This window comes from Streptomyces hydrogenans (assembly GCF_014656075.1).
GTDB classification, from domain to species: domain Bacteria; phylum Actinomycetota; class Actinomycetes; order Streptomycetales; family Streptomycetaceae; genus Streptomyces; species Streptomyces hydrogenans.
Genome location: NZ_BNBS01000306.1, coordinates 1 through 767, shown reverse-complemented (window position 1 = coordinate 767; position 767 = coordinate 1). Strand labels below are relative to the sequence as shown.

The window sequence follows — 767 nt, the reverse complement described above, 5'->3', positions numbered from 1 at the left end:
CCTACTTGGAGGTGCGGATCTCGACGAGCATGTGGTCGCGGCCCTCGGGGTCGGCACTCTCGCCGACCGCGGTCCAGGTGTTCTTGGCGACGTCGAAGGACTTCTCCTCCGTGCCGACCGTCATGTCGACCTGGGCGCTCTGGTCGACGCTGCCCTTGACGGCGTACACGGAGGGGATCTCAAGCGTCAGCCAGCCGCTGTTCCCGGTGACCTTGAAGCAGATCTTCTCCTTGCTGCGGGCCCAGACCTCGAGCAGTCCGGTCCCGCCGGCGCAGTCGGCCAGCACGATGTGCCCGTCGCCCCGCTTCAGGACGATGTTCTTCTCGGTGAGGATTTTGTCCGCGTTCGGGTAGTTGTAGTCCTCCACGGCATAGCCGGGTGCCGCGTCGGCCACGGATTCCGTGTTTCCCGTCGGCCGGCCCGCCGACGAAGTCGTCCACAGCACGGCCGCCAGGCCGGCGGTACATGCCGTCGCAATGATGCGAGTGACGAGTTTCATGTGCAGTTCCCTCTTATGAATCAGGTGCCTCATCCCCTTCTTCTATGCATAGAGACGCGTCCCGACCGGGTGTCTCTATGCCGTTTCAGGGAAATGCAGCAAGTCCTGGATGCAGCCGGGATGACGGTTGCCAATTATTTTCGCGTAGGCCACTTGAGCCCACCTGGCGAGGTGTGCGAATTCATCCAGGCGAGCTGAAGCGGCTTTCTGTGGCGCTTCATTCAAGAGCTCAATCCCTCCACATGTCCAACAGGGCAAACCGGGAGCG

Annotated in this window: 1 protein-coding gene; it reads right to left on the bottom strand. The window is 62.5% G+C overall.

Features of this window, described 5'->3' with window-relative positions; genetic code table 11:
* Position 1: 1 nt before the first annotated feature.
* Positions 2–499, bottom strand: coding sequence for a hypothetical protein (locus IE321_RS41575; RefSeq protein WP_226652898.1), 498 nt, complete (start codon positions 497–499; stop codon positions 2–4).
* Between the last annotated feature and the right edge of the window lie 268 nt (positions 500–767).

Excerpts from the sequence above, each read along its gene's own strand:
- IE321_RS41575 (WP_226652898.1), bottom strand. The coding sequence starts at position 499 with ATGAAACTCGTCACTCGCATCATTGCGACGGCATGTACCGCCGGCCTG.